General features: G+C 71.2%; 1 protein-coding gene. It reads left to right on the top strand.

What is annotated here, in order from left to right:
* Window positions 1-36 precede the first annotated feature (36 nt).
* The coding region (locus tag ACFQ0E_RS19170) for an AMP-binding protein (RefSeq protein ID WP_386826637.1) at window positions 37-845 on the top strand (809 nt) is incomplete at its 3' end.

Genomic DNA, 845 nt, shown 5'->3' on the forward strand with positions numbered 1-845 from the left:
TACGCCAGTCCGGTGACGGCCGAGACGGTGGCGTACATGATCTACACGTCCGGTTCGACGGGCCAGCCCAAGGGCGTGTGCGTGCCGCACGGCGCGCTGGCGGCGAAGTTGCCGGCGCTGGCGCAGCACTACGGGCTGGAATCGAGCGATCGCGGCCTGCTGTTCGCGTCGATGAGCTTCGATGCGTCGCTGAGCCAGCTGCTGGTGCCGCTGTCGGTGGGCGGGAGCGTGTCGCTGCGTCCGGATGGCGTGACCGAGCCGTCGGCGCTGCTGTCGTACGTGTCGTCGCAGGGTGTGACGTGGATGCACGTGGTGCCCGCGTACCTGCGTCAGCTGCTGGAAGTGCCGGGCTGGTCGGGGACATCGCTGCGTCGCGTGACCAGCGGCGGCGACGTGCTGGACGCGGGCCTGCGGTCGGCGTGGTTCACGCCCGAGCGTGCGGGGATCGAGCTGCACAACTCGTACGGTCCGACGGAAGCGGCGATCACCAGCAGCGTGTACCGGCTGCGCGGCGACGAGGCGGAAGTGGGCATCGGCCGTCCGCTGTCGAACGTGCGGTACTGGGTGCTGGACGAGCGAGGCGGCCTGTTGCCGCGCGGTGCGGTGGGCGAGCTGTGCATCGGCGGTCCGTGCCTTGCGACGGGTTACTGGGGCCGTGAGGCGCAGACGTCGGAGCGGTTCGTGACGCTGGAGGTGCGGCCGGGCCATCGCGAGCGCGTGTACCGGACGGGAGACCGCGTGCGCTGGAGCGAGGGCGGCCAGCTGGTGTTCGTGGGACGCGCGGACCACCAGGTGAAGGTGCGCGGCTACCGGATCGAGCTGGGCGAGGTGGAGTCCGCGCTGCG

It is taken from the genome of Lysobacter brunescens (assembly GCF_042677005.1).
GTDB lineage: Bacteria > Pseudomonadota > Gammaproteobacteria > Xanthomonadales > Xanthomonadaceae > Lysobacter_I > Lysobacter_I brunescens.